This window comes from Mycobacterium sp. E1747 (assembly GCF_001667775.1).
GTDB lineage: Bacteria > Actinomycetota > Actinomycetes > Mycobacteriales > Mycobacteriaceae > Mycobacterium.
Window position 1 is genome coordinate 1 of the sequence record NZ_LZJI01000077.1, and the last position, 25,205, is coordinate 25,205.

Below are 25,205 nucleotides of genomic sequence, written 5' to 3' on the forward strand. Positions count from 1 at the left end.
TCGCCGGCCCGCGCAGCGGCGCGACAATCGGGTTGTAGGACAGGTCGTCGAGGAGCTGCCGCCAGGGCGCGACGCCGGGCTCGACGGCCAGGGGCCGCGTGCGGCTGGCCAACCGGGAGTAAACGATCTCGGGGTCCAGCGCGTGCCATGCGGTCAGCGGTTGGGGTGTCGGATCGGCCAGCCGAAGCACCCGCGAGGCCGCGAAGGTGCCCTGCATCAGCGCGGCCGCGGCGGCGGCGTTGACCGGATTCAGCCAGCGCTGCACGGCGAACGGGCTCAGGGTGCGCGGGTCGCCGGTGACGAGCAACAGCCCAGCCAGGGTGCTCCCGCCCTTGGCCAGGCGCACCGCCGACTCCGTGGCCTCCCTGGCCACCGGCAGCGCCGACAGGATGCGCACCGCCGCGGCCAGGTCCGTGCCGGTGATGATGTCCGCGGTCCACGGCGTCGCGGCCTGGGGGTCGTCGAGCGCGACGCCGACGTCGGCGATGGCCAACGCGGCCAGGGTGTCGGTCGAGGCGAAGTCACGGTGCAGCGCGGTGATCAGCAGCACGGGCCCGCGGTCCGTGCGCAGGTCGCGCACCAGCTGCAGCAGGGGAGTGCCCGGGGGGTGGCTGACGGCGACGCTGGCGGTCAGGTCCTCGGTGCCGGCGACGTGGCGCAACACCACCCGTGCGCCGGTCCGGTGCGCGATCTGCAGCAGCGGGATGGCGAACGGGTCAACCTCCCAGCCGACGTCGACGCTGCCCACGCGCTCGCCGTCAACCACCAGATCGGCGTGTTCGAGGCCCTGCGCCGGTGTCGCCGACGAGCCCTGCGCCCGGACCCACCGCAGGCGCGCGCCCGTAGCCGGCAACTCGTCGGGGTCCGGTTCGGGCGCCTCCTCGCCATGCAGCAGCGCATCGGCGACCTCGTAGACGCGGTCCTCGTCCCACCCGGGTACGTCGCCCCGCGCCTGCAGCACGGCGCGGTTGTCGCCCCGCAGCGCGGCGCCGTCGATGACGACGACCTTGACCCGGTCCAGTCGCCGCAAGGCGCCCGGGTCGAGAAACAGTTGCCCGGCGTTGGCCAACCCGCGGCCCAGCACGGCCGCGAATGCCTGCCGGCCCGTGTGCGCCGCCCTGGGCACGCCGGCAAGCAGGGCGCCGGCCGCATTCTCGGTGCCGCCCCCGGCCAACAACGCTCCAGCGGCGGCCACCAGCGAGGCGTTCGCGGCTTGGTCCGCGTACTCCTCGACCGGCCCGGCCATCGATCCCTTCGCGGTGTCGATGGCGGCGGCGATCGCGCCGCCCACCACCACATGGGACGCTTCTCCCGCGGAGGTGGCCGCGGAATTATGCCGGGGTGCTTGCGATCTCGGCCCGGCCGACGATATGACGGGCACCACCGGGGCCTGCGGGCGGGTGGGCGAGGCGAGCTCCGGTTCGCGTTCCCGCCATCGCTGGCGGTGCGCCGCCGCCTCGGATACCTGCAGGCTGCGTTGCGCCAAATCCAGCAACGGTGTGCCGACCGCCTGGGTCAGCCCGTTGGCCAGCGCGGTCGACGCGCTGAGCGCGATGTCGGTACCGACGCGACCCAGGCGCGACTCGAGCACGGCGACGACGCGCGGTTGGTGGTTGAGCAGCGCGGCGGCGGCGCGCGCGCTGAGCGGCGCGACCGGGAGCCGGCCTAACCAGCCGGTCACCGCGGCGCCAATGGCCGCCACGTCCATCGCCGCGGCGCTGAAGGGGACCAGGATCGCCAACGGGTTTCCGGGATCGGCGAACGGGGCGGTGCGGGGTGCGTCCTTCGAAGTGACCAGCCTCAGGTCCGCCGCCACGCCGCAGACCGTGTCCCGGACCCGGTCCAGAACGGCGTCGGCGTCGGCTTCGTTCTCGACTTCGATCACCAGCCGGCCGAGGGCGCCCTCGACGTGGGCGGAGGCGACTCCCGGAATCCGGCGGACGGGCTCCTCAACCGTCGGCGCGTGCTCGTGCCAGCCCGGAAACGGCAGCAGCGGATCCAGGTCCAGATGTACCCGGCGCCCGCTTTGCCAGCGGATCGGCGGCGTGACGGTGGGACCGGAACCGCTGGCGGCGCCGGTCAATCCGACTGCCCGGCCGGTCGTTTGGGCCACCGACTGCACTACCGGGACCGCCAGTTCGGCGACCGGGTTGGCCAACGTCTGCAGCGCACCCGCGGCGCCGGCCGCGGTGGACACGCCGGCTCGCATCACCTGCGCCGCTCCGTCGGTGATGCCGGCGACGACGCTGGCAACGCCCGGAATCCTCACTCGGTCACCCTTCGATTGCGTCTACCGCGCCTAATGATCCTGGGGCGCAGGGGACCTGTCCACATTTGGAGCTGCGACGACACCGAGGACTCCGGTGGGTTAGTTCCTTCTTTCTCCTAACCGGCGGTGAGTCGCGTCCCTGCGGACAGGTTACCGGCTGGGCGGAAAACCAAACGTGCTGAACAGGCCGGGGTCCAGGAAGACCGTGATGGTGGCGACCCCGTCGGCGCCGGCGGTGAGGACGTGAATGGAATGGGCCTGCATCGTCCCGTCGGCGCCGCGGCGGTACTCGGCGACCGCGGGTTGCGTGTTGGCGCCCGTCGGGATCATCGCGATTTCACCGGGCTTGGCGAAGGCGCGCGCGCCGAGGAATCCCAACACCGGGCCGCGGCCGGCGAACCAGACAGGGAGAGGCGGCATTTCGAGCTTCACGTCCGCTTGCAGCAGCGCGGTGAGCGCGGCCATGTCCGCGTTTTCGAACGCCGCGCAGTACCGGTCGAGCAGCGCGCGGCGCTCGGCGTCGTCGGGCTCCGAGAGGCTCTCCTCGGCGGGGGAGAGCTCGGCGAGCCGGGCCCTCGCCCGCTGCAGCGAGCTGTTGACCGCGGCGGGAGTCGTCTCGAGGAGTTCGGCGACCTCTGCGGCGCTGAACTGCACCACGTCGCGCAGGATGAGCACCGCGCGCTGACGGGCGGGCAGCTCTTGGAGGGCGGTCATCACGGCCAGTCGCAGGCTTTGTCGCGCGGCGACGTTGTCCTCGGGGTGGGAAACATCACTGAGTCGGGAAGGGGTTCCAGCCATTCGTGTGCGCCGCCGGTCGCGTCGATGCTGGCGTCCGGATCGATCGATCCGCCGCCCAGCCCGGCCGGCAGCACCCGGCGGGCGCGGTTCTGCAGCGCCCGCAGGCAGGCGGTCGTCGCGATCCGGTACAGCCACGTCCGCAACGCCGCGCGTTCCTCGAACGCCTGATAGCCGCGCCAGCCGTTGAGATAGGTCTCCTGCACGAGATCCTCGGCGTCGTGCACCGACCCGAGCATGCGGTAACAATGCGCGATCAGCTCGGCACGAAACGGCGCCGCCTGCGCGATGAAGTCCTCTTGGGCCGGCACGGCCTCTCCTGTCTCGGCTGGGTTCGAACGCTACTCCAGTACAGAGACGGCGCGCGGGCGAAAATCATCGGTGCGGCGGCGATGAATTCGCGTGCCGCGCCGCATCTCAATTGGTGAACGCACCTTCCGTTGAGAGCGAGGACGAACATGAACGAGCCCCTGACCTTCCCATCGGGTGGGCTGGCCGGCAGCACGGCGATCGTGACCGGGGCAAGCCGCGGGTTCGGCCGCGCCATCGCCGGCGCCCTGGCTGCGGCCGGCGCCGGGGTGGTCGGCGTCGCGCGCAGCGTGTCCGGTCTCGAGGACGTGCGCGCCGAACTCGGCGACGGTTTCGTCCCGGTCGCCGCCGACGCCGCCGACGCCGCCGACCCCGCGACGGCGCGGCGGCTCCTCGACGAATACCGGCCGCGCACACTGGTCCTCTGCGCCGGGGCCGCACCCCACATGGTTCCGCTGCAGGACCAAAGCTGGCACAGCTTCAGCCAAAACTGGAATGTCGATGTCGCGCAGGCGTTTCACTGGACCCGCTACGCGCTGCGGCGTCCGCTGGCCCCGGGCAGCTCGGTGATCGTCATGTCCAGCGGCGCCGCCCTCGCCGGGTCGCCATTGAGCGGCGGCTACGCGGGGGCGAAGGCGGCGGTCAGGTTCGTCGCCAGCTACGCCGCCATCGAGTCGGAGGGGGCCGGACTGGGCATCCGCTTCGTGTCCGTCTTGCCGCGGTTGACGCCGGCGACCGACCTCGGCGCCAAAGCCGTCGCGGCGTACGCCGAACGGCAAGGGGTTGACGTCGAGTCGTTCATAAGGGCCGCCGGGGCCGCGCTGACCGCCGAGCAGGTGGGCCGCTCGGTACTGGCGATCGCGACCGAGGACTCCGCGACACCGGACGCGTACCTGCTCACATCAGCCGGCCTGTCGGCGGTGGCCTGAGGCCGTGAAACCCAAGGAGGACAACGACATGCACACACCCCCTATCGTGTCGGCGCGGGACTGGGCCGCCGCGCGCGAACAGCTACTGGTGAAAGAGAAGGAAGTGATGCGAGCCCACGACGCCCTGGCGGCGGCACGGCGGCGGATGCCATGGCTGGCCGTCGAGCGGGAGTACGCGTTCGAGGGAGCCGAGGGCCGGGTCAGCCTGCTGGGCTTGTTCGCGGGGCGGCGTCAGCTGATCGTCTACCGCGCCTTCTTCGAGCCGGGCGTGGACGGCTGGCCCGATCACGCGTGCCGCGGCTGCTCGATGATCGCCGACCACGTGGGGCACCTCGCCCACCTGAACGCCCGCGACACCACGCTGGTGTTCGCTTCCCGGGCGCCCCAAGCCGACATCGCGCGGCTGAAGACCCGGATGGGCTGGCAGATGCCGTGGTACACGATCACCGACAGTTTCGACGCCGACTTCGACGTGGACCAATGGCACGGCACGAACGCGTTCATCCACGACGGTGAGCGCGTGTTCCGTACCTACTTCATCAACAACCGCGGCGACGAAGCGCTGGGCGACACCTGGAGCTATCTCGACATGACCGCGCTCGGACGCCAGGAGGAGTGGGAGGACTCGCCGGCCGGGTACCCGCAAACCGCGCCATACGAGTGGTGGGAATGGCACGACGCATACGGCGAACGGGCGCCGTCGCGGTGGTTCGGCGATCCCGATCCGGACAATCCCAACGACCCTCGGCCGGCGCGCACCCGTTAAATGCGGCCGCCCGTTTTTCGCGTCTTCAGTCCGAATAACACGAATGCGCGGTAGCCGTCCAACGGCTACTCGCGCAAATATTCCGCCGTGTAATTCGGGCTATAAGATTCGGTGATTCGCCCTGTTGACGTGGTAGCCCGCCGGGAAAGACTTCTCGATGACCTGCAGCTGGTGATCCACCCTGGATTCGAGCTCGAGGACCACACAGCTGTCGCCGACGGCCTTCGATTCGAGGACTATGTACCGCTGGCCGCAATCCATGATCGGATCACCTGAGTGCAATGTTTCGACGGGCACCGATTCCGGGCTTCCGTTTGATTTCACCCGTCACACGCTAGGTCAAATTCGCGGGTGAGGGAATACTTTTGTGGCCGCCCGGGCGATTCACCGCGCGGCGGGCTGCTTGAAGAACACGCTGACGTGAGAGATCAGCCCGTCATCGGCGATCGTTGCGGCAAGACCGTCCCAGTCGTGTGCGGCCAGGCACTCCAGGTAGCGCTCGACCACTCCGGTGCTCATGTCGACTCCACAGGAGAGAACACTAGGCGCACCGGGGTGGGCAGAGAACAGCTTTGCTAATGCGCTGCGCCCGCCTCGGCGGCGCAGGCAAGAATAGGGCGATGAGCGCACCCACCACGCCGGATTCGCCGCCCGCGGCTCCGAGTTGCTATCGGCATCCGGGCCGCCCGACATACGTCCGGTGCAACCGCTGCGAGCGCTATATCTGCGGGGACTGCATGCGCAGCGCCGCCGTCGGTCACCAGTGCGTGGAGTGTGTGCGGGCCGGCGCGCGGACCATCCGGGCGCCCCGCACCCGGTTCGGCGGGAGGCAGCGGTCGGCGACCCCGGTGCTCACCTACGCCCTGATCGGCATCAACGTGGTGGCCTTCGTCTTGCAGATGGCGTCGGGGAACCTGGAGAAGCAGCTCGCGCTGTGGCCGCCTGCGGTCGCCGATGGCCAGTTCTACCGCCTGGTGACGTCGGCATTCCTGCACTATGGCGCGACGCATCTGCTGTTCAACATGTGGGCGCTGTATGTGGTGGGCCCGCCGCTCGAAATGTGGCTGGGCCGACTGCGTTTCGGCGCGCTGTACGCGCTGAGCGGGCTGGGAGGTTCGGTGCTGGTCTATTTGGTGTCGCCCCTCGACACGGCGACGGCGGGTGCCTCGGGCGCGATCTTCGGCCTGTTCGGCGCGACCTTCGTGGTGGGCAGGCGGCTGGCCTTCGACGTCCGCTGGGTGGTGGCGGTGATCGCGATCAACCTGATCTTCACATTCCTGGTGCCGTTGTTCAGTTCGCAGCGGATCAGCTGGCAGGCGCACGTGGGCGGGCTGGTCACGGGTGCGCTGGTCGCCGTGGCCTACGTCTACCCGCCGAAGGAGCGCCGCAATACGATCCAGGCCGCCGTGACCATCATCGTGCTGGCGGCGTTCGCCGTGCTGATCTGGTGGCGGACGGGTCAGCTGCTTCTGGAGTTCTCGGCGTGAGCTGGTTGGTCGCCCACGCCGAGCGCACGCTGACAGAGGAAGTGCCCGCGCCGCCGGCCGAGGTCCGCGATTTCTATGTGGATTTGGACAACATCAAGCTGGTGCACCCGCTGATCGTGTCCGTGGAGATGTTGGCGCGCGGTGAAAGCCCGGACGGGGTCACCCTCAGCTATCGGGTGCGGGACCGGATTGCGTTGGGGCCGTTAGCGATGACGATCAGCTACCGGGCACGGCTGCGGGTGGCGGCGGAGGGCGACGTGCTGACCGAGGCGGATCAGTCGCCGGGGGTGCGCCTGCGCGGGCGGGTGAGCTTCGAGCCGACCCCGGCGGGTACGCGCGTCACCGAGCGAATCCGGATAGCGGCGCCCCGGCCGCTGGCCCCGATGACCACTCGTGAAGCCGTCAGGGCGCACATCGCGATGCTGGCCGGCATCCGCCGCCACTTCGAGACCCGCTGATCGGCGCGCTGGTGACCGCCCTACTCGGGCGCGTAGCCCAGGATGCTCTTGGCCTCCGGGAACTCGTCCCACCTGTCCTCGGATTTCCGGTAGTCGATGACAATGCGCCGCGTGAAAGATTAGGTTGTTGCGGTGATCGCCCCGGCTCGCCAAGATCCCGCACGCGCGGCGGACGCCTACCGGCGCGAGCTGTGGGTTGATACCACGCTGGCCGACTCCCTGCGGGTGGCCGCGGCGACTACACCGCAGCGGGTTGTGCTGGTAGACGGGAACATTCGGCTCGACGCTGCCACGCTCTACGCCCAGGCCGCCGGGTTGGCGAACGCCCTGCTGGCGCGGATTCCGCAGGGCAGCGCCGTGTCCTTCATGCTGCCGAACTGGCACGAGGCCGCGGTCGTCTATCTGGCCGCCACCCTGGCCGGGATGGTGGTGAACCCGATCCTGCCGTCGCTGCGCGACCGCGAGCTGCGCTTCATCCTCGAAGACGTCGGCGCCGCCATGATCTTCGTCCCGCACCGGTTCGGCGGTCACGACTACGTGGCGATGCTCGACGGCGTGATGGCCGCGATGGAGCGGGCGCCCGAAGTGGTGGTGCTGCGCGGCTCCGAAACGGGGCAAGGCGGCCCGCACACGCCGTACCCGCAGCTGCTGGCCCAGCGGTCGGACTCGACGCAGTTGCCGAGCCTAGATCCCGATGCCGTGCGGATGGTCCTGTATACCTCCGGCACCTCGGGACGCCCGAAAGGTGTTCTGCACAGCCATAATTCGATCTATGCACTGATTTGCCAAATCCGTGATCATTGGGACGTCAACCCAGGTGACGCGTTCCTGGTGCCGTCACCGGTCGCGCACATCGGCGGGTCGATCTACGCGTTCGAGTGTCCGCTGCTTTTGGGCACGTCCGCGATCCTGATGGACCGGTGGGACCCCTCGGTGGCGGTGACGCTGATGGACGGCGAGCGGTGCACCCACATGGCCGGGGCGACACCGTTTCTGCAACAGCTGCTGTCGGCCGCCGAGCGCGCCGGCAGCCGGCTGCCCGCGTTGAAGGTGTTCATCTGTGGTGGCGCCGCCGTGTCGCCGTCATTGATCCGGCGGGCCGGTGCGTATTTTGACCGGGCGGTGATCACCCGGGTGTACGGCTGTACGGAAGTGCCGGTCACGACGGTCGGCGCGCTAAGGCGAGACGAGACGGCTCGCGCCGCCGACACCGACGGGCGCGCCGGCATCGCCGAGATCAAACTGGCCGCGCACGAGGCGGCGCCGGCCGGCGAGGGTGAAATCTGCGTCCGGGGCCCGCAAATGCTGCTGGGGTACCTGCACCCCGAGGATGAGGCCGAATCGTTCGACGAGGCAGGCTATTTCCGCACGGGCGACCTGGGACGCTGGGTCGATGGCCAATACCTGGTGGTGACCGGCAGGGCCAAGGACGTCATCATCCGCAACGGCGAGAACATCTCGGCCAAGGAGGTCGAAGACTTGCTGGCCGATCATCCCGGCGTGGCCGAGATCGCGGTGGTGGGGCTCCCCGACGACCGCACCGGAGAGCGCGCGTGCGCCGTGATCGTTCCCGCGGGTTCGTCCCGGCCGGACGTCACGAGCCTGCTTGCCCTGCTGCAGAGCAAGGGCGTCGCCAAATTCAAGGCGCCAGAACAGGTCGTCTTCTGGGACACGCTGCCGAAGAACGATGCGGGAAAGGTGCTCAAGCAGCAGATCAAGGTGGCACTGACGAAGGTGGACGGGTGACATGCAGGTTGCGATCGTTACGGGAGCAAGCAGCGGCATCGGCCTGGGCTGCGCGACGAAACTCGCCGAGATGGGGATGGCGATCGTCGGTACGGGCCGGGACCGGGGCCGGCTGGCCGAGCTGGAAAGGTCCATCAACGATCCGAGCCGTGTCGCGACCCTCGCGGTCGATCTGACCCAAGACGACGCGCCGGGCCGCATCGTGGACATCGCGCTCAGCCGCTGGGGCCACGTCGACTTCCTGATCAACAACGCCGGGGTGGGCAGCCCCAAACCGCTGCACGAGACCGATGACGAAACACTGGACTATTTCCTGAGTTTGATGCTGCGGGCACCGTTCAGGCTGGCGCGGGAGGTGTTGCCGCACATGAGGCCCGGGTCGGCGATCATCAACATCACGTCGACCTTCGCCGTCGTCGGCGGCCTGCGCGGCGGCGCCTACTCGGCGGCCAAGGGCGGGCTGACCGCACTCACCACCCACATCGCCTGCCAGTACGGGGCGGCCGGCATCCGATGCAACGCCGTGGCGCCGGGAGTGACGGTCACTGCGATGGTCGAGAAGCGTTTGCAAGACGAGAGGTTCCGAAGAATCAACACCGAGATGACGCCGCATCAGCGGCTGGGAACCATCGACGACATGGCCAGCACCGTTGCCTTCCTGTGTTCCCCGGGTGGCAGTTTCATCAACGGGCAGACAATCGTCGTCGATGGCGGCTGGAGTTCCACGAAGTATCTGTCGGACTTCGCGTTGAACTCGCGGTGGGTCGAGCGCTGAGCAGTCGGTCCTCAGACGGTGAGTAGCACCTTGACCGCGCGACGTTCGTCCATCGCCTTGTAACCTTCGGCGGCGTCCTGGAGCGGCAGGTTCAGATCGAACACCTTGCCCGGATTGATCTCGTTGTTCCAGATCAGTCTGATCAACTCGGGCAGGAATCGACGTACCGGCGCGAGGCCGCCGTGCAGGTGGACCAGGGAGAAGAACAGCTCATCGCCGGGCAGCGCGACGTCGTGCGAGAGGCCGACGTAGCCGACGTGACCGCCCGGTCGCGTGCAGGAGATCGCCTGCATCATCGATTGCTGGGTGCCGACCGCCTCGACGACGCTGTGGGCGCCGAGGCCGTTGGTCAGGTCCTTGATCCTGGCCACACCTTCGTCGCCGCGTTCTTCGACGATGTCCGTCGCTCCGAATTCGCGGGCCAAGGCTTGGCGATCGCGGTGCCGACTCATCGCGATGACCCGCTCGGCGCCGAGTTGCCTGGCGGCCAGGACCCCGAGCAGTCCGACCGCTCCGTCACCTACCACCGTGACGGTCTTGCCGGGACCGGCCTCGGCCGCCACCGCAGCGAACCAGCCGGTGCCCAACACGTCGGAGGCCGCCAGCAGGCTGGGGATCATCTCGGCGGGCGGCACCTCGGGCGTGGCCACCAGGGTGCCGTCGGCCAGCGGGATGCGCGCGTACTGGGCCTGGGTGCCGATGTGGCCCATAAGCTCACCGTGCACGCAGCGGCTCTGGTAGCCCGCCTGGCAGATCTCGCAGGTGTTGTCCGAAGTGACGAACGAGCCGACGACGAATTGGCCGGGCTTGACGCCGCGAACTTCGCTGCCGACCTCTTCCACGATGCCCACGTATTCGTGTCCCATCGGGGCGTCGTGCACCTCGTCGGCGCCGCGATACGGCCACAGATCCGAACCGCAGATGCAGGTCGCCGACATCTTGATGATCGCGTCCGTCGGATGAATGATCTCGGGGTCGCCCCGGTCTTCGACTCGCACGTCCCCCGGGGCATGCATCACGACGCCGCGCATGGTGAACCTTCCTCTGCACCACCGTTTGGTCGTTCCCGACCCTAGTCGCGAGGCCGTCGGGCCGCGCGCGCCGGTGCGGCTCGCGCGTTCGCGCCCAGGTCGGCGGGCCGTCGCTACCGGAGCTCAGCCGCGCCGCTCGAACTTTCCGACGAAGTCGGAAAACCGTTGCGTGTCTTCCGCGCAACCGCCACCGCCGCCTTTAAGCTGGCTCCGATCAAGAGGAGGGGCAGCGACGTATCGGCATCAACGATGGCGCCGGGCGACAAGGTGGTCAGGGCGCGCTAACCGCGAGCGCTGAGCCGGGCGGGACCCATCCCGCGCCGGCTCGTCGTGGTCGGCGGACCCGGTGGGTCGCTCCCGTGCGCAGGGCCGGTCGGCTGGCGATCTGGGACTCACCGGAGCGGCGCAGCGGGATTCCGGCGCTCGACGGGCTGCGCGCGATCGCCGTCGCTCTGGTGCTCGTCGGGCACGGCGGTATCCCCGGGGTGGGCGGCGGATTCATCGGTGTCGACGTCTTCTTCGTGCTGAGCGGATTCCTGATTACCTCACTGCTGTTGGACGAGCTGGGCCGAACCGGCCGTATTGAGCTAACCGGCTTCTGGATTCGCCGGGCGCGCCGGCTACTGCCGGCCCTGGTGTTGATGGTGCTCACGGTGGGCGCGGCGCGCCAATTTCTTCCGGACCGCTCGCTCACCGGCCTGCGCGACGACGCGATCGCGGCGTTCCTGTGGATGGCGAACTGGCGGTTCGTCGCCCAGAAGACCGACTATTTCACTCAGGGCGCACCGCCCTCGCCGCTGCAGCACACCTGGTCGCTCGGGGTGGAGGAGCAGTACTACTTCGTGTGGCCGGTGCTGCTGATCGCGGTGACGCTGCTGTTGGCCGCGCGCGCGAGGCGCCGCTTCACCCGTGCCACCGTCGGCGGTGTCCGATTCGCGACGTTCGTCATCGCCACCGTGGGGGCCTTGGGTTCGGCGGCGGTCGCCATGGTGATGGTGTCCGACGGCACCCGGGATCGCGTCTACTTCGGCACCGATACCCGCGCACAGGCGCTGCTGATCGGCGCCGCGGCGGCGGCGCTGCTGGTCCGCGACTGGCCGTCGCTGAACCGCGGGTGGTGCCTGATCCGAACCCGGTGGGCGCGGCGCGTCGCCCGGGTTCTGCCGCTGGTCGGGTTGACGGGGCTGGCGGCGGCGACCCACTACGCGACCGGCGGGAGCGGCGAATTCCGCCACGGTCTGCTCATCGGGGTCGCGATCGCATCCGTCCTCGTCGTGGCGCCGGTGGCCTTGGAGCAGCGCGGGGCGGTCGCCCGCATCCTGGCCGCGCCGCCGCTGGTGTGGCTGGGCACCATCTCCTACGGCGTCTACTTGTGGCATTGGCCAATCTTCTTGGCGCTCAACGGCGAACGCACCGGATGGAGCGGGCTGCCGCTGTTCGCCGCGCGGTGCGGCGTCACGGTGGTGCTGGCGGCGGCGTCCTGGTGGCTGATCGAGCAGCCGATCCGGCGCTGGCGGCCGGCGCGGGTGCCGCTGTTGCCGTTGGCGGCGGCGACCGTGGCGAGCGCGGCCGCCGTGACCCTGCTGGTGGTCCCGGTGGGTACCGGGCCCGGGTTGCGCGAGGCCGGCCTACCGCCGGGAGTCTCGGCCGTCGCCGCCGTGTCCCCGTCGCCGCCCGGCGCCGGCCGCCCCACCGGTCCCCGCGATCCCAACCGGCCGTTCACCGTTTCGGTATTCGGCGATTCGATCGGGTGGACGTGGATGCATTACCTGCCGCCGACACCGGGATTCGCGTTCCTCGACCACACCGTCATCGGCTGCAGCCTGGTGCGCGGCACGCCGTATCGGTACATCGGGCAGACCCTGGAACAGCGGCCCGAGTGCGACGGCTGGCCGATCAGATGGTCGACCCAGGTCGCCCAGGACCGACCCGACGTCGCGCTGTTGGTCATCGGACGCTGGGAAACCGTCGACCGCGTCAACGAGGGTCAGTGGACCCACATCGGTGATCCCACCTTCGACGCATACCTCAACGGTGAGCTGGAGCGGGCGCTGAACATCGTGGGTTCCACCGGCGTTCGAGTGGTAGTCGCGACCGTGCCGTACAGCCGGGGCGGCGAAAAGCCGGACGGGCGTCTGTATCCGGAGGACCAGCCGGATCGGGTCAACCTGTGGAACACGATGCTGCGCAAGACGGTGAGCCATCACAGCGGCGTGCAAATCCTGGACCTGAACAAAAAGCTATGCCCGGACGGCGTTTACACCGCCAAGGTGGACGGCATCAAGGTGCGCAGCGACGGCGTCCACCTCACGCCCGAAGGGGTGAAGTGGTTGACGCCGTGGCTCGAGGAATCGCTGCGTTAAGTCCCGGTGCGGCAACTTATTTCCATGCTGTCGCTGTCCCGGACGGCGAAGTTGAAGCTGACGTAACCGTTCTCGGGATCCCGGACCCGGTCCAGATAGGGCTGGGTGTCGGCGGCGCTGGTGTTGTCGGCGACCACCAACGCACCCGTGGACAGCCGCGGTTCGAGCAGCTCGAGCACCGGCAGGTACAGGTCCTTCCAACCGTCGAGCAGGACGAAATCGACCGGTCCGTCCAGGCCGGCCAGCGTGGCCAGCGCGTCGCCTTCGAGGATGGTGATCACGTCGTCGAGCCCCGTCTGGGCGAACGTCTGTCGTGCCGTCGCGATCTTGGAGTCGTTGAGTTCGGTCGTCACCACCCGGCCGGCGCCGTTGTCGCGTACCGCCGACGCGAGGTGGACGGCGGAGATGCCGAACGACATGCCGAACTCGACGACCGTCGCGGGACGCGTCGCGCGCACCAGGGCGTAGAGCAATCGGCCGGCCTCGGGCGTGACCGGGATGTAGAACTCGCTCATCGCGTCGGCCCGCTCCTGCGCGGTCATCGGCCGGTCGAAGTCGCCATGCCGCGCACGCAACAGCGACATCTGGTCCTTCGCTTCGGTGTACATGCGGTCGAGCACGGACGCGACGTTCGGATCTTTGAGAGTGTTCGCCATGCCGTCGAGGGTAGGCGTCGGTTGGGGGCGAGCGGCTGCGCAGCGCGCGCAGGGCCCACGACCTGCCGCAATGGTTACCCAATTGAGTTTGACGGGTATCGGGCCGCGGTGTAAAAAGGTCTTCGCAAGCACCTCGGTAGGTGAGGCGTCTGCACGGACACAGGCCACTGACCCCGAACGTCGAGAGACGCCCCGGGTCAGGACAGCTCTTCCCGGACCCAAGGGTTGAGCCCAAGTGGCTTCCGGAACACCATCGGTGAGTTCCGGATACGCCGTGCAGTGCCGAAGCTCCGACGAGAGGGGTGCGGTCGGCGTCGTCGCCGGCATTCGTTCCTCTCCCGTTTCAGGTGACAAGGAATGACACCCGCGCGTGTCGTGGCCGTGAGGAGGTGAGGGCGAGATGAGTCCAGGCGATAGTCCCTATCCGAAATCCGTCTTGTCCCGATCCGGTTCCGGCATTCGTTCCACCGCTTGAGCTTTCGCGGACCATCGCCGGTAAATCGCGCGCATCGAAGCGCCTGCCACCCGCCGTTGCTGTCCGCCTGACCTGAGCCGATCGGGCCCTTCTAAAAAGGAGAAGATCATGGCTTTTGTTGTCACACACCGTTTTACCGGCCCCACCGGGGGGCGCGGCCGGGCGCTGCTGCGGTCGGCACGCCTGCTGGCGACCAAGTTTCATGCGCGGAGCGCCCTGACTCCCCAGGAGCGCGCCAACCTGTACGTGTCGCGGATGCCGATCGCGGTGGTCACGGCCTCGCTGGGCGGGCACCCCTCGGCCGGCTACCGCGGGTGACGATCGGGGCCAGGACACCATGGCCCCCGTCTCATCCGAGGGCCATCCGCGCCGTCAACCCGTCCGCACCAACGACTCCGGTCACGTGCGGCTGTTCGCCCTGCCGGCCTATCCCGCCGCCGGGGTCGCGCGGGAGGTGGTCGAGATCGTCCAGGCCGAAGTCGTCGGCCCCTCCGTGTCATGGTGAATCCGTGGGCAGCAGAACGATTTTGCCGCGAGTGTGGCGCTTCTCGAGTTCTTCGTAGGCGTCGGCGACCCGATCCAGCGGATAGGTGGCGGCGACTTCGAAATCGATCGCGCCACTGGCGACGAGGTCGGCCATCTCGGCCAACACCTCCGGCGTCGACGCTTCGGCGCTGCCTTCGGTCTTGGCGCCCACTTCGGCGGCCTTCTGGAACGAGATGATGGTGTCGATTCGCTCGGGTGGGACGCCGAGATCGACGGCGAGCTGCACGTAGTCGGGGCCGAACAGGTCGATGAACGCGTCGATTCCAGACGGTGCCGCCTCGCGCAGCCGATCAGCGAGCCCGTCCCCATACGGGATCGGGGTGACGCCGTGGGCGCGCAGCCAGTCGGCGTTGCCCGGTCCGGCGATGCCGAGCACCCGCGCCTCGCGGCGCACCAAAAGTTGCACTGCGATGCTCCCCACCCCGCCCGCGGCCGCCGAGACGCCGACCGTCTCATCCGGTTGGGGTGCCACCGCCCGCACAGCCGCATACGCCGTCGCACCGACGACGTAGAGCGAACCCGCCACCTCCCAACTGAGTTGAGGCGGTTTGCCAATCAGCTGGCCCACCGGGACCGCGGCATGGGTTGCGTGGCTGGATCGGCGGAAGCTGAACCCCAAGACCTCGTCGCCCACCGCGAATTCGCCGACGCCAGGGCCTACCTCGGTCACCACCCCGGCAAGGTCGCTGCCCTCCCCGGACGGGAAGGTCGCGGGAAACATCTCGTGCATCGCGCCGCTTCGGATGGCCGCCTCGCCGGGGTTGATCCCGGCGGCGCGAATCTCGACGACCACCTCGCCGGGCCCGGGTCTGGGCATGTCGACGTCGGCCACGTACAACACCTCGCGGCCCCCATACCGGTCGAACCGTACGGCCCGCGCCGCAGCAGCCGTCATGGCGATCCCCCTCTCACCGCGAGCATCCTTCCTTGACGCCAGCATAGGCACGCAACAACGGGTACCCATTGCCCGTCGTCGATGGCCCACCTTCGACAGCGCCACCGGCCCAGGCGCCGACGGAACGTCCATGTGCGCGGCTAGCCGCTACACCAGGCCGAGCAACCGCAGGTCGAACACGTACTTGGCGATCAGGTCGGCCGACAGGTGCGGAATGTCCTTGTCCGCACCGATTTTCGCCGCCTGGACCGCCGCGCGGAAAACTTCCGTCGGGGCCGGCGCGCCGCGAAGCGGCCTCTCCGGCTGGCGGTAGGCGTCCAGCAACGGCAGCACTGATTGTTGCCGCTGCTTGTCCGGCAGGGCCCGGAGGGCCGTACCGAATCGTCGAAGCCACTCGTCGTAATCCTCGATGCGCCGAATGTCGTGGCCGTCGGCGATCAACCAGTCCACAAACACGTCCAGGGAGATGCCGTCGTCGTGCGGGTTCATCACGTCGAAGGAGCGGAACGTCCCGGACGGCTCCGGCTCGTCGTCGGCCGTCGCGAGCTGCTCGCCGAGCGCCGTCACGGCCTCGGCCACGAAGTCCGCGGGCAGGCCGTCGTAGTGAGCCCGGGCCCGGTCACCGGTGGTGGTCGCCGCGTAGAACGACGACGGCGCGATGCCCGTGACCAGCAGGCTGAAGATCAACCGCGTGAAGGCATCCGGCACATTCAGCTGCCCGGCGTAGCGGCTGTGGGCGAGGATCATGTCGGACCGGAAGACGGCGACCGGGAGCCCGCACAGATCGTGCGCCTCGCGCAGCAGCACCTCTCCCGCCCACTTGCTGTTGGCGTACCCGTTGGCATAGCCAGATCCGATCGGCCGCACCGGACTGATTGTGCGGATATCGCCATCTTCGGTGAACTCGGCCGGATCGACCGACATCGCCACCGCGACCGTCGACAGGTACGTAACCGGTTTGATGCGCGCGGTGAGTGCCAGCCGGATGATTTCCGCGGTGCCAACGACATTGGGCCCAAACAGCTGTTCGTACGGCAGCACGTGATTGACCAGCGCCGCCGGGTGAACGATCATGTCGACGCTGCGGGCCAGCCGGTCCCACGTCGCCTGGTCCAGCCCCAGGCTCGGCTCGCCGATGTCCCCGGCGATGACCTCAAGGTGGTCGGCCGCCAATTCGCGGAAGCGATCGAGCAGATGCGGATCACCGCTGCGGTAGACATCTTCGAGCCGCTTGGCGGCCACCGCGGCGTCGGTGCCGCGCACGATGCAGACGAGTTTTCCGCCGGTCTTGGCGAGCCGCTCCAGCCATTCCAGGCACAGAAAGCGGCCGAGATAGCCGTTGGCGCCGGTCAACAGCACCGTGTGTGGCGTGCCGGTGGCTCGCCGCAGGGTCGGTGCTTCGGCCAGGGCCTTCGGGTCGAGGAACTTTTCCAACGTGAGATCAGCCGCGCGGGCCTTGGCGGCGTGCCTTCCGTGCACGGACGCGAACGTCGGGCGCCGCGATTCCGATTGGCGCCCGGCCGTAACGAATTCCGCGAGTTGGGCCAGGTCGGCGGCCGGACCGATGATCATTCCGACCGGCACCTCTACGTCGAAGATGTCCCGCAGCAGGTTGGAAAAGGTCAACGCCGACAAGGAGTCCCCGCCGAGTTCGACGAACAGGGCGCCAGGTTCGGGCGGGCCACCGACGAGCCCCAGCAGTGCTTCCGCGGCACGGGCTAGCGTGTCGATGACCGGCCGGTCCGCCGCTCCCTCACGCAGGGCGCGCAATTCGCTCACCCGATTGGCGGCCAAATCCTCATACAGCTGCTCGAGCCGCTCGCCGTAGTGCTCCTTGAGCTTCGGCCGGAGTAGCTTGCCCACCCCGGACAGCAGGCCGTTGTCCTCGCTGAACGGCTCGAGCTCGACGAGAAAGTCGGCGGGCACCTCATAGGACTGCAGCTCGGCGAGTTTGGCTGTCTGGCGCAGGGATTCGTGGAGTGCGTTCTTGAGCCCGTCGGCGTCGCCGGCGAACCGGTCCAACGCGTCGGCGGTCGGCACGATCACGGCCAGCAGGTAAGGCCGTTCGCTGTTGCCGTAGACGAAGATCTGGCGAATCAGGGCCGCGCTGCTGAACAGGGCCTCCAGGCGGGCGACCGCGACGAATTCGCCTTGGGCGAGCTTCAATACGTTGTTGCGGCGGTCGACATAGGCGAGGCGGTTCGGCTCCAACTCGGCCATCACGTCGCCGGTCCGGTAATAGCCCTGCGCGTCGAAGGCGTTTGCGGTGACATCCGGTCGCTTGAAGTATCCGGGCGTGGCCGTCAGCGACTTGACCAGCAGCTCGCCCCGGGGAAAGGGCTTGTCGGTGAGGAAATAACCCAGTTCGGGAACGTCGATGAGCTTGTAGTCCAGTACCGGGGGCGCAGCGATCCGGCCGTCCTTGGTCACCATCCCGACCTCGGTCAGCCCGTAACCGTCGAGTACGTGGACCTCGAGGCAACTCTCCACGAAGGCCCTCATCTCGGCCGCCAGCGGTGCGGTGCCGCAGAAGGCGGTGACGATGCGTCCGCCCAACACCCGCTCGCGCAACTCGGCACGCGCCTCGGCTTCCGCGGCTTCCGCATCTGCTCCCTGGTCGACCCGCCGGTCGACGCCGCTTTGGTAGCGCTGGTACAGCATTTCCGCCACCCGGGGCACCAATCCCATCTCGGTGGGGCGCACCAGGTTCCAGTCGTCGAACAGCGTGGACAGGTCGCTCTCGGGGACGAAGTAGCTGGTGCCTCCCGCCTGGAACGCCGTCGATAGCGGTATGCGCCCGCCGAGGTGGTTGAGTGGCATGAAATTGACGTTGAACACGGGTGTGTCCGCGAAGTCGGGCATCAGCTCGTTGGTCCACAGCTTGCACAGCATGCGCTCGGTGTACATGGCCCCCTTGGGCAACCCGGTGCTGCCCGAGGTGTACATGATCATGGCCAGCCGCTCGTCGGTGTCACCGGCGTACGCCGGCTCGGACGGTAGAACGCGGCCGCGGTCGATCAGCTCGTCGAACGTCTCCATCGTCACCGGCATGCCTGCGGCCGAAAGCTTCGCCCGCGCACGGGCCAAAGCCTCACGGTGATCGTCGATTTGGGGGGAGTAGTCGAAGACCACCAGGCGCCGCAACGACGCGCTGCCCAGCGCCGCCTCGACGGCCAGGTCGAGGTAGCCGGCGCCCGCCGCGAGCACGCGCGGCTCGACCTCGGCGACGATGGGCCGCAACCGGGATGCCGTGGCGTTGTGCTGCAGCGGCACCGCGACCAGCCCGAGGTAACCGCAGACCAGATCGAGGGTCAGGTATTCGGCGCTGGCAAAGCCGACTGTGGCCACAAAGTCCCCCGGCGTGACCGGGTTGGCGCGGTCGTGTCGCCAGGCGGTGGCGATGGCTCCCACGTTGGCCCACAGGTCGCGGTAGCTGATCGTCTCGAATCTGGGAAGCAATTGCGCAGTGGTGCGGCCGCTTTCGGGATCGGTGACCAACGAGCGTGCCCGCCAGCCCAGTACCGGGCGATCACCGTAACCATCGACGAAGGTCTGCAGAATCTCGGTCAGCCTCAGCCCCGGCCGGCGGGCCGACCGCTGGAGCGACGCGTCCGGCTTGGCGCTGTGGAACTGCTCGTCCTCGGCGTCCAGTTGGCGAATCCGGCCGGCCGCCCGCTCGCGCGCCGGACCGCTCGCACCCGCAACGGTCGACTCTTCGTGCTCCGCATCACCCGTCATCAACAGCCTCCCGCTCGGATCCTCGCCCTACCGGAAACTCACCGATACAGGCCGGCCTTCCGTTCAATCGTTGTGACGGTCGTCACAGGATATTGGGCGGGGCGGACCGCGCGATTTTCACATGGGCGCCTGCGGGCGAAGGATCAGGCGAGGATCAGGCCACGACCTGGATCGGGTCGCCGACGTTCACCTGGTTGAAGTACCAGGCGGCGTTGTCGGGGCTGAGGTTGATGCAACCATGGCTCACGTTGGCGTAACCCTGGGAGTCGACCGACCACGGTGCCGAATGCACGTAGACGCCACTCCACGTGACGCGGACGGCGTACTGGGCGGTGATCTTGTATCCCTCGGGCGAACTCAGCGGGATGCCAATGGTCCGCGAATCCATCACGACGGACCGTTCCTTTTCCAGAGCGGTGAAGTTGCCGATCGGAGTGGGCCGGCTGGGCTTGCCCATCGAAGCGGGCATGGTGCGCAGAACCTCGCCGTTTCGGCTGACGGTGAACGTGTGCCCGGAGATGCTGGCAACGCCGAGCAGCGCGTCACCGGTGTCGAATCCCGTAGTGAGGGCTTGGATCCCGACCGAGACGTGGGTGTGGGACGGCCAGTACTGGTTGGGCACCCACTGCACGACATCGTCCTTGACCCACTCGAAGTGTCCCGGCGTGTTGCTCGGCGACGTCACGTGGATGGACCGCTCGACGGCGGCGCGGTCACCGACGGGTGCCGTGAAAGTCACCACCACCGGATGCGCGACCCCGACCACCGCGCCGTCGGCCGGCAAAACCGCGGCGATTCCGGGCAGGGGCTGGGGTGCCGGAATGGCGGCGTGGGTGCGGCCGGTCGCTCCGACGAGGCTCAGCGTCGTGATCGCGACCATAACAAACAGATAACGAACACCGCGGCGCATGGCGTCCACCCTTCGGTATGGTGCGATAAACACCAGATTATTCTACTGGCTGTCTCGGCGCTGCCGCTTTCAGCAAACTTTGGCGGGTTCGCCGCTTTGCGGTAGCGATCCGATCATCGCTTGGATTCCGCCATGTCGGTGGGTGCTCGATTCATGGCGGGCCCTGGCCCGGTCTGATGAGAATTACCACAATTGGCGAGAGATAAACGGCCGCCTTGCGCGGGCTCATCACCGCTGCGGGTTTTCCCACCAGCGCAGTCGCTTTCGGGATGCGGGGCGAGTTCGGCCCGCCCCGCCGTCGCGTGCCGCCGAGTGTCCCCGTCGACCCGCGGATTGGCTGGGGCGCCGGTGACGCGTTAGCCTCAGCAAAACTCCTTCGGGCCGAGGAGGTGTGGGTGCTCTTCCGTCAGCTGGAGTATTTCGTCGCGGTCGCACAGGAGCGCCACTTCGCCCGCGCGGCAGAGAAGTGCTTCGTCTCTCAACCAGCGCTCTCCGCGGCGATCGCCAAGCTGGAACGGGAGCTGAACGTCACGCTGATCAATCGTGGCCACAGCTTCGAGGGCCTCACGCCCGAAGGGGAGCGGTTGGTGGTGTGGGCCAGGCGGATTCTCGCCGAGCACGACGCGTTCAAGGCCGAGGTGCATGCGGTGCGGTCCGGCATCACCGGCACGCTCCGCCTGGGCACGGTGCCCACCGCCTCCACGACGGCCTCGCTGGTGCTCTCCGCGTTCTGCTCGGAGCACCCATTGGCGAAGGTGCACATCCTTTCCCGGCTGGCGGGCACCGAACTGTACCGGCGGCTGCGGGAATTCGAACTGGACGCCGCGATCGTGCATGCGGAGCCCGACGAGGCCCATGAGGTGAACCTGGTACCGCTGTACCGGGAGCACTATGTGCTGCTGTCCCCGGCGGATATGTTGGGGTCCGCCGCATCGACGATGACCTGGCCGGAGGCCGCGCAGTTGCCGCTGGCGTTGCTCACGGCAGACATGCGCGACCGTCAGATCATCGACAAGGCCTTCGCCGACCACGCCATCGAGGTGTCGCCGCAGGTCGAAACCGACTCGGTCGCTTCGCTATTCGCGCAAGCCGCCGCGGGCAACTGGGCTTGTATTGTGCCGCACACTTGGTTGTGGACGTCGCCGTTGGGCCCGCAGGTCCGCGCGGTTCGGATGGTCGACCCGATGGTCACGGCGGACATCGCCGTGGCCACCCATTCCGGCGGCCCGGGGTCGCCGATCGCTCGGGCGCTCGCCGCGTCGGCCGCGCAGCTATCGCTGAACGAGTTCTTCGACGCGCTGCTGTCGCGTATCACCCACCGGCGCTGACCGCCTTGCTGGTCGGGTTCAAGCTTGCCAGATGCCCGCTCTCCACCCCCGCCGCCGGGTCGAGCTCGCAGTCGATGATCGTCGGTGCGCCGGAGCCGATCGCCTCGGACAGTGCCGAGCGCAACTCCGACGGGGTGGCGACGTGATATCCCTTGCCGCCGAATGCTTCCGCGATCAGCTCGTGACGCGCGCGAGCGTTGAGCACGGTAGGTGCCGGGTCGGACCCATTGGGGGCCTCGTCGCCGCGGTAGACGCCACCATTGTTGAGGATGACGACCGTCACCGGCAGGCGGTACCGGCAAATGGTTTCGACTTCCATTCCGCTGAAGCCGAACGCGCTGTCCCCCTCGATCGCGACCACGGGCTGGCCGGTTTCGACGGCGGCGGCGATGGCGTAGCCCATGCCGATGCCCATGACGCCCCAGGTACCCGTGTCCAGCCGGTGCCGCGGTGCCTCTATGCCGATGACGTTGCGGGCCAGGTCCAGCGCGTTGGCGCCCTCGTTGACCACGTAAGTGTCCGGGTTATCCTGCAGCACAGCACGAATCGCGCCGAGCGCGTTGTAGAAGCGCATTGGGCGGGGGTCTTCGGCCAGCCGCTCGCGCATCTTTGCGTCGTTGCGTGCGGTGCGTTCGGCCAGGTCCCCGGTCCATTCCGCGGGGACGGTGACGGGGTAGGCGGTCAAGCCGTCACGCAACGCCGTCATCACCGAGCCGATGTCACCGGCCAGGGGCGCCGCGATCGGCTGGTTGCTGTCGAACTCCGCGGGCGCTATGTCGACCTGGATGAACTTGGCTGTTGCCGACCACTGCGGCGAATCCCCGTGTCCGAGAAGCCAGTTCAGCCGCGCGCCGACCAACAACACGACGTCCGCGCGGGCGAGGGCGAGCGAGCGCGCGGCCGCCGCGGACTGCGGGTGCGAATCCGGCAGCAGGCCCTTGGCCATCGACATCGGCAGGAAGGGAATCCCGCTGGTCTCCACGAAGTCGCGAATCACGCTGTCGGCCTGGGCATATGCCGCGCCCTTGCCGAGCACGATCAACGGTCGCTCCGCTCGCGCCAGCAGCTGCAGCGCGCGCTCGACCGCATCGGGTGCCGGCAGCTGCCGTGGCGCTGGGTCGACGATCCGCCAGACGGTGTCCGCGCCTGCCGCGGCGTCCATGGCCTGCCCCAGCACGTCACCGGGGATGTCGAGGTAGACGCCGCCGGGACGGCCGGAGATCGCGGTGCGCATGGCGCGCGCGACGCCTCGCCCGATGTCCTCGATCCGGTTGATCCGGTAGACGGCCTTGGCGAACGGCCGTGCCGCGTTGAGCTGATCGATGTCCTGGTAGTCGCCGCGCTGCAGATCGACCAGCGCCCGATTGCTCGAGCCCGAGATCTGGATCATCGGGAAGCAATTCGTGGTGGCGTTGGCGAGCGCCGGCAACCCGTTGAGGAAGCCGGGCCCCGACGTCGTGAGGCACACGCCCGGCCGCCGGGTGAGGAAACCGGCGGCGGCGGCCGCATTACCGGCCGAAGTCTCCTGCCGGAAACCGATGTAGCGGATGCCGGACGCCTGCGCGACGCGGGCAAGGTCGGTGATCGGGATGCCGACGATCCCGTAGATCGTCGCCACGTCGTTAGCCTTGAGCGCCTCCACCACCAGGTGGAAGCCGTCGATCAGCCGCGCGGACCCCTGGGCTTGGCCTGGCGATGCCGAAACTGCGGTCATGGTGGTGACTCCTCACGTCTGGTCGGAGGTGAAGTACAGCCTGCGCCTTACTCTGACGCCGCCGCCCGGCGGGTGTCCAAGACCGGGCCGCTATGCCGTGATTCACCCCGTCTATCGGCGCTGGCCAGACCCCTTTCGCGGAGTCGATAGCCGTTGGTTATCGGTCGTGAGCGATTCGGTATTGGACCGGTGGGCGGGTCACCCGGCATGGTTCGAGCAGTTGCTCGTGACGGCGAAGCGAAAAGGAGCGAAGCGATGGGGTCTGAGGCGATCGTCAGCAGCCGGGGCACGGAGTCGGCGGAGACCGGGGATGCACGCATCGCGGACTTGGTCGCGGAGGCAGCACGCCGGACCCCGGAGGCGCCCGCCCTTGTCGTCACCGCCGAGCGGATACCGCTGAGCTACCGCGATCTGGTTCGGCTGGTGGACGACCTGGCCGGGCAGCTGCGGCGGGCCGGCCTCCGGGCGGGTGACCGCGTCGCGCTGCGCTGCGCAAGCAACGCCGAATTCGTCGTGGGGCTACTGGCGGCTTCGCGGGCCGATCTGGTTGCGGTTCCGCTGGATCCGGCGTTGCCGGCCGGTGAGCAACACACCCGTAGCGAGGCCGTCGGGGCCGGGGCGGTGCTCATCGACGGCGACGCACCCGAGGCCCAAGGCGAACAGGCCGTGCCCTGGTGGCCGCTCGCAGTCACGGTCGGTGCTACGGAGGGCGCCCCGACGGCGCGCTTGGCCGCGACAGCGCCTCGGGCGCAGGGGTTTTCGACGCCGGAAGGTCTGTGCGACGACGACGCCATGATCATGTTCACCGGCGGCACCACCGGCGTGCCGAAGATGGTCCCGTGGACGCGCGGCAACATCGCCGCCTCCGTGCGGGCGATCATCGCCGGATACGACCTCGGACCGCGCGACGCCACGGTGGCGGTGATGCCGCTCTACCACGGTCACGGGCTGCTCGCCGCGCTGCTGGCGACCCTGGTGTCGGGTGGCGCGGTGTTGTTGCCCGCCCGCGGACGGTTCTCGGCCCACACCTTCTGGGACGACGTCGACGCCGTGCGCGCCACCTGGTACACGGCAGTGCCGACGATCCACCAGATCCTCTTGGAGCGGGCCGGCAGCGACCGGCCGGGCAATGCCGCGTTGCGGTTCATCCGCAGCTGCAGCGCGCCGCTGACCGCCGAAGCGGCCCAGGCGCTGCAGGACACGTTCGGCGCCCCGGTGGTCTGCGCCTTCGGCATGACCGAGGCCACCCATCAGGTGGCGACGACCGAAATAGGGAACAGCGAAAACCCCGGTGCGACAGCGGGTCTGGTGGGCCGATCGACTGGGCCGGAAATCAGGATCGTCGGGCCCGACGGCCGGCCGGTGCCGGCGGGAGAGGTCGGCGAGGTCTGGCTCCGAGGATCCACCATCGTACGGGGCTACCTCGGCGACCCGGCGATCACGGCGGCCAATTTCACCGACGGGTGGCTGCGCACCGGCGACCTGGGAACGCTGTCGGCAACGGGCGAGCTGATCATCCGCGGCCGCATCAAGGAACTTATCAACCGGGGCGGGGAGAAGATCTCCCCGGAACGCGTCGAGGGTGTGCTGGCCAGCCATCCCGGCGTGCTGGAGGTCGCCGTCTTCGGGGTTCCTGACAAGCTGTACGGCGAGGCGGTGGCCGCGGTGATCGTTCCCCGGGGATCGGCCGCACCGACCGCGGAGGAGCTCGCGGCGTTCGGCCGCGACCGGCTGGCGCCGTTCGAGGTGCCGGCCAGCTTTCAGCAGGCGGCGGAGCTGCCGCACACCGCGAAGGGCTCGCTGGACCGCCGCGCCGTCGCCGAGCAGTTCGGCGGCCGGGCATGACGGTTCAGACGCTGGCCTTGACCCGGGTGGCCGCGGTCTCGGGCATGGGCTCGTAACGGGCGAAGGCGCGGGTGAACGACGCGGCTCCGTGAGCCAGCGAGCGCAGGTCGATCGCGTAGCGCGTCAACTCCACCTGGGGCACCTCGGCTTTGACCAGCGTGCGTTCGTGG

At 68.7% G+C, this 25,205-nt stretch carries 19 protein-coding genes, 3 pseudogenes and 1 riboswitch; of the genes and pseudogenes, 11 read left to right on the top strand and 11 right to left on the bottom strand.

The genetic code is table 11. The features are described from left to right. A pseudogene (locus A5695_RS08235) lies at window positions 1-2,269 on the bottom strand (cation-translocating P-type ATPase); the annotation flags it as partial. Window positions 2,270-2,419: 150 nt separating this feature from the next. Further along, window positions 2,420-3,375: pseudogene (locus A5695_RS08240) on the bottom strand (sigma-70 family RNA polymerase sigma factor). Between the two features lie 147 nt (window positions 3,376-3,522). On the opposite strand from A5695_RS08240, the gene A5695_RS08245 reads away from it, so the two are divergent. Then, window positions 3,523-4,302 carry an SDR family oxidoreductase gene (locus A5695_RS08245; protein WP_068079853.1) on the top strand — a complete coding sequence of 260 codons (780 nt, stop codon included), beginning with the start codon at window positions 3,523-3,525 and terminating at the stop codon, window positions 4,300-4,302. A 28-nt stretch (window positions 4,303-4,330) separates the two neighbouring features. Continuing rightward, a complete protein-coding gene (locus tag A5695_RS08250; RefSeq protein WP_068079880.1) occupies window positions 4,331-5,068 on the top strand; it encodes a DUF899 domain-containing protein in 738 nt (245 codons plus the stop codon). Between the two features lie 99 nt (window positions 5,069-5,167). Here A5695_RS08250 and A5695_RS29500 read toward each other — a convergent pair whose 3' ends face one another. Together A5695_RS29500 and A5695_RS28965 are read right to left on the bottom strand one after the other, a co-directional pair. After that, complete coding sequence (locus A5695_RS29500; protein WP_082945901.1) at window positions 5,168-5,392, bottom strand: hypothetical protein; 225 nt, start codon at window positions 5,390-5,392, stop codon at window positions 5,168-5,170. Between the two features lie 105 nt (window positions 5,393-5,497). Next, window positions 5,498-5,587 (bottom strand): annotated as a pseudogene (locus tag A5695_RS28965) (nuclear transport factor 2 family protein); the annotation flags it as partial. Window positions 5,588-5,688: 101 nt separating this feature from the next. Here A5695_RS28965 and A5695_RS08260 point away from each other — a divergent pair. From A5695_RS08260 to A5695_RS08275, 4 genes are all read left to right on the top strand, one after another. Continuing rightward, window positions 5,689-6,555, top strand: coding sequence for a rhomboid family intramembrane serine protease (locus tag A5695_RS08260; RefSeq protein ID WP_082945902.1), 867 nt, complete (start codon window positions 5,689-5,691; stop codon window positions 6,553-6,555). Beyond that, the gene (locus A5695_RS08265) at window positions 6,552-7,013 is read left to right on the top strand and encodes an SRPBCC family protein (protein WP_068079858.1); all 462 of its coding nucleotides are present in this window, start codon (window positions 6,552-6,554) and stop codon (window positions 7,011-7,013) included. Before A5695_RS08260 ends, A5695_RS08265 begins: the two co-directional genes overlap by 4 nt. A 132-nt stretch (window positions 7,014-7,145) precedes the next feature. Next, complete coding sequence (locus tag A5695_RS08270; protein ID WP_068079860.1) at window positions 7,146-8,759, top strand: AMP-binding protein; 1,614 nt, start codon at window positions 7,146-7,148, stop codon at window positions 8,757-8,759. Between the two features lies 1 nt (window position 8,760). Next, on the top strand, window positions 8,761-9,534 hold the full coding sequence (locus A5695_RS08275) for an SDR family NAD(P)-dependent oxidoreductase (protein ID WP_068079862.1): 774 nt from the start codon (window positions 8,761-8,763) through the stop codon (window positions 9,532-9,534). 11 nt (window positions 9,535-9,545) lie between these two features. On the opposite strand, the gene A5695_RS08280 is transcribed toward A5695_RS08275, so the two are convergent. Beyond that, the gene (locus tag A5695_RS08280; protein ID WP_068079864.1) at window positions 9,546-10,565 is read right to left on the bottom strand and encodes a zinc-dependent alcohol dehydrogenase family protein; all 1,020 of its coding nucleotides are present in this window, start codon (window positions 10,563-10,565) and stop codon (window positions 9,546-9,548) included. Window positions 10,566-10,924: 359 nt separating this feature from the next. Between A5695_RS08280 and A5695_RS08285 the strand changes: the two genes are divergently transcribed. After that, a complete protein-coding gene (locus tag A5695_RS08285) occupies window positions 10,925-12,928 on the top strand; it encodes an acyltransferase family protein (protein WP_068079866.1) in 2,004 nt (667 codons plus the stop codon). Here the strand turns inward: A5695_RS08285 and A5695_RS08290 are convergent. Next, the gene (locus A5695_RS08290) at window positions 12,925-13,584 is read right to left on the bottom strand and encodes an O-methyltransferase (protein ID WP_068079868.1); all 660 of its coding nucleotides are present in this window, start codon (window positions 13,582-13,584) and stop codon (window positions 12,925-12,927) included. The genes A5695_RS08285 and A5695_RS08290 overlap by 4 nt on opposite strands. Window positions 13,585-13,709: 125 nt before the next feature. After that, window positions 13,710-13,893, top strand: a riboswitch (M-box (ykoK) riboswitch). A gap of 274 nt (window positions 13,894-14,167) precedes the next feature. On the opposite strand from A5695_RS08290, the gene A5695_RS08295 reads away from it, so the two are divergent. Both A5695_RS08295 and A5695_RS28355 read left to right on the top strand, forming a co-directional pair. After that, window positions 14,168-14,377: a hypothetical protein gene (locus A5695_RS08295; RefSeq protein WP_068079870.1), complete on the top strand. Its 210-nt coding sequence runs from the start codon at window positions 14,168-14,170 to the stop codon at window positions 14,375-14,377. Window positions 14,378-14,396: 19 nt separating this feature from the next. After that, a complete protein-coding gene (locus A5695_RS28355) occupies window positions 14,397-14,564 on the top strand; it encodes a hypothetical protein (protein ID WP_156749518.1) in 168 nt (55 codons plus the stop codon). Here the strand turns inward: A5695_RS28355 and A5695_RS08300 are convergent. The 3 genes from A5695_RS08300 to A5695_RS08310 form a co-directional block, all read right to left on the bottom strand. Next, on the bottom strand, window positions 14,556-15,500 hold the full coding sequence (locus A5695_RS08300; protein WP_068079872.1) for an NADP-dependent oxidoreductase: 945 nt from the start codon (window positions 15,498-15,500) through the stop codon (window positions 14,556-14,558). The genes A5695_RS28355 and A5695_RS08300 overlap by 9 nt on opposite strands. A gap of 147 nt (window positions 15,501-15,647) precedes the next feature. Next, window positions 15,648-19,238 carry a carboxylic acid reductase gene (gene car, locus A5695_RS08305; RefSeq protein ID WP_068079874.1) on the bottom strand — a complete coding sequence of 1,197 codons (3,591 nt, stop codon included), beginning with the start codon at window positions 19,236-19,238 and terminating at the stop codon, window positions 15,648-15,650. Window positions 19,239-19,392: 154 nt separating this feature from the next. Next, entirely contained in the window at window positions 19,393-20,148 is a 756-nt protein-coding gene (locus tag A5695_RS08310) for a L,D-transpeptidase family protein (RefSeq protein WP_068079882.1), read from the bottom strand. Window positions 20,149-20,543: 395 nt separating this feature from the next. Here A5695_RS08310 and A5695_RS08315 point away from each other — a divergent pair, with 395 nt between their 5' ends. Further along, a complete protein-coding gene (locus tag A5695_RS08315) occupies window positions 20,544-21,476 on the top strand; it encodes a LysR family transcriptional regulator (RefSeq protein ID WP_068079883.1) in 933 nt (310 codons plus the stop codon). Here A5695_RS08315 and oxc read toward each other — a convergent pair. Further along, a complete protein-coding gene (oxc, locus tag A5695_RS08320; RefSeq protein ID WP_068079876.1) occupies window positions 21,460-23,190 on the bottom strand; it encodes an oxalyl-CoA decarboxylase in 1,731 nt (576 codons plus the stop codon). The genes A5695_RS08315 and oxc overlap by 17 nt on opposite strands. A 255-nt stretch (window positions 23,191-23,445) precedes the next feature. On the opposite strand from oxc, the gene A5695_RS08325 reads away from it, so the two are divergent. Further along, entirely contained in the window at window positions 23,446-25,035 is a 1,590-nt protein-coding gene (locus tag A5695_RS08325; RefSeq protein ID WP_068079878.1) for a FadD7 family fatty acid--CoA ligase, read from the top strand. Window positions 25,036-25,039: 4 nt separating this feature from the next. Here A5695_RS08325 and A5695_RS27385 read toward each other — a convergent pair. Continuing rightward, window positions 25,040-25,205: hypothetical protein (locus tag A5695_RS27385; protein ID WP_156749478.1), on the bottom strand; the 166-nt coding region annotated here is incomplete at its 5' end.

Excerpts from the sequence above, each read along its gene's own strand:
- A5695_RS08290 (WP_068079868.1), bottom strand. The coding sequence starts at position 13,584 with ATGGCGAACACTCTCAAAGATCCGAACGTCGCGTCCGTGCTCGACCGC.
- A5695_RS08275 (WP_068079862.1), top strand. The coding sequence starts at position 8,761 with ATGCAGGTTGCGATCGTTACGGGAGCAAGCAGCGGCATCGGCCTGGGC.
- A5695_RS08260 (WP_082945902.1), top strand. The coding sequence starts at position 5,689 with ATGAGCGCACCCACCACGCCGGATTCGCCGCCCGCGGCTCCGAGTTGC.
- A5695_RS08280 (WP_068079864.1), bottom strand. The coding sequence starts at position 10,565 with ATGCGCGGCGTCGTGATGCATGCCCCGGGGGACGTGCGAGTCGAAGAC.
- A5695_RS08295 (WP_068079870.1), top strand. The coding sequence starts at position 14,168 with ATGGCTTTTGTTGTCACACACCGTTTTACCGGCCCCACCGGGGGGCGC.
- car (WP_068079874.1), bottom strand. The coding sequence starts at position 19,238 with ATGACGGGTGATGCGGAGCACGAAGAGTCGACCGTTGCGGGTGCGAGC.
- A5695_RS08245 (WP_068079853.1), top strand. The coding sequence starts at position 3,523 with ATGAACGAGCCCCTGACCTTCCCATCGGGTGGGCTGGCCGGCAGCACG.
- A5695_RS08250 (WP_068079880.1), top strand. The coding sequence starts at position 4,331 with ATGCACACACCCCCTATCGTGTCGGCGCGGGACTGGGCCGCCGCGCGC.
- A5695_RS08310 (WP_068079882.1), bottom strand. The coding sequence starts at position 20,148 with ATGCGCCGCGGTGTTCGTTATCTGTTTGTTATGGTCGCGATCACGACG.
- oxc (WP_068079876.1), bottom strand. The coding sequence starts at position 23,190 with ATGACCGCAGTTTCGGCATCGCCAGGCCAAGCCCAGGGGTCCGCGCGG.
- A5695_RS28355 (WP_156749518.1), top strand. The coding sequence starts at position 14,397 with ATGGCCCCCGTCTCATCCGAGGGCCATCCGCGCCGTCAACCCGTCCGC.
- A5695_RS08300 (WP_068079872.1), bottom strand. The coding sequence starts at position 15,500 with ATGACGGCTGCTGCGGCGCGGGCCGTACGGTTCGACCGGTATGGGGGC.
- A5695_RS08325 (WP_068079878.1), top strand. The coding sequence starts at position 23,446 with ATGGGGTCTGAGGCGATCGTCAGCAGCCGGGGCACGGAGTCGGCGGAG.